Below are 3070 nucleotides of genomic sequence, written 5' to 3' on the forward strand. Positions count from 1 at the left end.
CTATATTTGTTTTTACCATTATTTTAGGGGCAGGATTATTAAAAGCTCCTCATGTTTTTATAAAAGTTTTTAATGTATTTGGAAAGCTTATAATGAGTTTGAGTACTGTTGGATTAATTTTACAAGGTATAGATGTGATATTTGGTGTAAGGCTTGTCTCTGGCTTAGCGCCACTATCTGAATCTACTGTTATAGTAGGCAAGATCGCATTTGTTTTAGGTGGAGCATATCCTATGCTAGCACTTATTAATCGAATTTTTAAAAATAGTTTTAAAGAAATAGGGGATAAATTTGGGATTAATTCAGTGTCAGTAGCAGGCATTCTAGGAAATTTGGCTAGTAATCTGTTGATATTTGGAACATATAAGGAAATGAATCCTAAAGGAAAGGTGGTATGTACTGCCTTTGGAGTAAGTGGATCATTTGTATTTGGTGGTCAATTTGGATTTGTGTCAGGAGTGGCCCCAGAAATGTTAGGAGCGTTTATAATATCAAAGCTTACAGCCGGAATAATTAGTATAGTACTAGCCGTATGGCTGTATGATCGTGAAAGTAAAGAATTTAGTCTTAAGGAAAATGGAGGTATTAGTAATGAATATCAGGGATAGGGTTGAAAAGTTAAGACAGCTAATGAAAGAAAATCAAATGGATGCTTATATAATTCCCAGTTTTGATGCACATCAGAGTGAATATGTAGCAGAACATTGGAAATGTAGACAATGGATATCAGGATTTACAGGGTCTGCAGGTACTGTAGTTATTACATTAAAGGATGCGGGGTTATGGACAGATGGTAGATACTATATTCAAGCTGAAAAGCAGCTTGAGGGCTCAGGAATCAGATTATTTAGAATGGTGGATCCAGGGCTACCACTTTATACAGAATGGCTAGCAGATGTTCTTAAAGAAGGAAGCTGTGTAGGATTTGATGGAAATGTTTTTTCAATTAATATGGTTAAAAAGATGGAAAAAGATCTAAAAGCAAAGAAAATCGTATTAAAAATGAATCAAGATTTAATTGGTGATCTGTGGGAAAATAGACCGGAGATTCCTAAAGGACCAATTTTTACTCATGACGTAAAATATGCAGGGAAATCACGAGTAGAAAAATTAAATGAAGTAAGAGCAGAAATGAAAAATAAAGGAGCAAATTATTATATTTTAACTTCACTTGATGAAATTGCATGGCTTTTGAATATAAGAGGGGCCGATGTGCCTAACAATCCAGTTGTAATAGCTAATGTAATCGTAGCAGAACAAAAATGTTATTTATTTATTGATTCTTGCAAGGTTCCCTCTTTGGTTAAATTAGAACTGGAGGCTGAAGGAATCGAGTTGAAAGCGAATCATGAAATACAAACATTCTTAGAAAATATTTCAAGTGAAGATGCTATTATTTTAGATACGAATAGAACTAATATCCGATTATATAATGCCATTAACAATAATACAAAAAAAATTGAAAGTCCTAACATCACGACTAATTTAAAAGCTATTAAAAATGAAGTTGAGATAAAAAATTTAAAATGGTGTGAAATAAAAGATGGTTTAGCCATGGTGAAATTTATAAAATGGCTAAAAACCTTTGTAGATAAAGAAGAAATTACAGAGATTACTGCAGAAGAAAGATTAGAAGATTTCAGAAGGGGGCAGGAAGGATTTGTTGGACCTAGCTTTGATACGATAGCAGGTTATAAAGAACATGCTGCGATGATGCATTATAAAGCTAATAAAGAAACGCAATATACTCTTAAGAATGAAGGTCTTTTTTTAATTGATTCAGGCGGACAGTATTATGATGGAACAACAGATACTACACGAACGATTGTTTTAGGAAAACTTACCGATGAACAAAAAAGAGATTTTACTTTGGTGTTAAAAGGATTTATTGCATTAAGTTCAGTAAAATATTTATATGGAGCAACAGGCTCTAACTTAGATATTTTAGCAAGACAACCAATTTGGCAGTATGGTTTGGACTATAAATGCGGGACAGGACATGGAGTAGGTTTTTTCTTGAATGTTCATGAAGGGCCACAAAGCATAAGGAATAATAATAATGTTCTATTAGAAAAAGGCATGATTATTACGAATGAACCAGGAATATACCTAGAAGGTAAATATGGCATAAGAATTGAAAATATGATGTTAGTAGTAGAAGACGAGAAAACAGAGTTTGGTCAATTTATGAAGTTTGAAGCAATCACGTATTGCCCTATTGATTTAGCCGGCATCAATAAGGATATGTTAACAGAGAGCGAAGAGCGATGGTTAAACAATTATCATCAAGAGGTATATATAAAGCTCGCTCCTTATTTAAATGAAGAAGAGAAAGTGTGGCTAAGGGAAGAGACTCGGGAAATATAAATAGTTTTGCCGAATACAAGTAATATTTATCGCCCTAAAAAACAGTGAAATTCACCAACCTTTATGCAGATCTAATCATTGATTTCAGAGAAAAAGAAGCGATTAGAAAATAGAAAAAATTCATAGATATGCCACGAAGAACCGTATCATAATGTTATTTAATTATAGGGCGCGATTGTTGAAGATCACAGCTATAAAATTATCAATCTTTTTTATAAAAAATGTGTACTGATTCACAAGAGAAGAATCCATTTTGATCATCTTTTTTCAAAACGGATTCTTTTTATGGATCTGTTGCAAAGTTCGAAAAAGCATAAGCAGCCTGATGATCTCGATTTTTACGAAGTTGCATATCCAATGTGTAACCTTCTTTATCAATTGCACGATATAGGTAACACCATTTTTCTTTGACTTTGATATAAGTCTCATCCAATTTCCAAGATACATGTACATGCTTATTTTTCTTCTTCCAAATTTGATAAATCAAATTGCCATATTCATGAACCCATCTCATGATAGTTGTAGGATGAACGGAAACACCACGTTCTTTCTGGATTTCAGATACATCACGATAGCTCAAAGAAAAACGACAGCAATAGCCAACGGCTACTAAAATAATGTCTTTCTTGAACTGTTTTCCTTTGAAGTATCCCATGTATCATTCTCCTTACTACATTCTCATAATTTTATTATAAAAAGAGTC

The 3070-nt window shown here is 33.0% G+C and carries 2 protein-coding genes and 1 pseudogene; 2 read left to right on the forward strand and 1 reads right to left on the reverse strand.

The features are described 5' to 3' along the window. Positions 1–608: ethanolamine utilization protein EutH (gene eutH, locus AB3X49_RS20265; RefSeq protein WP_367964354.1), on the forward strand; the 608-nt coding region annotated here is incomplete at its 5' end. Then, positions 592–2367, forward strand: a complete 1776-nt coding sequence (locus AB3X49_RS20270; protein ID WP_367964356.1) for an aminopeptidase P family protein — start codon at positions 592–594, stop codon at positions 2365–2367. The genes eutH and AB3X49_RS20270, both read left to right, overlap by 17 nt. Positions 2368–2674: 307 nt before the next feature. On the opposite strand, the pseudogene AB3X49_RS20275 reads toward AB3X49_RS20270, so the two are convergent. Further along, a pseudogene (locus tag AB3X49_RS20275) lies at positions 2675–3022 on the reverse strand (IS6 family transposase); the annotation flags it as partial. Positions 3023–3070 lie beyond the last annotated feature (48 nt).

Origin of the sequence: Bacillus sp. C30, assembly GCF_040838255.1 — a bacterium.
GTDB lineage: Bacteria > Bacillota > Bacilli > Bacillales > Bacillaceae_G > Bacillus_A > Bacillus_A mycoides.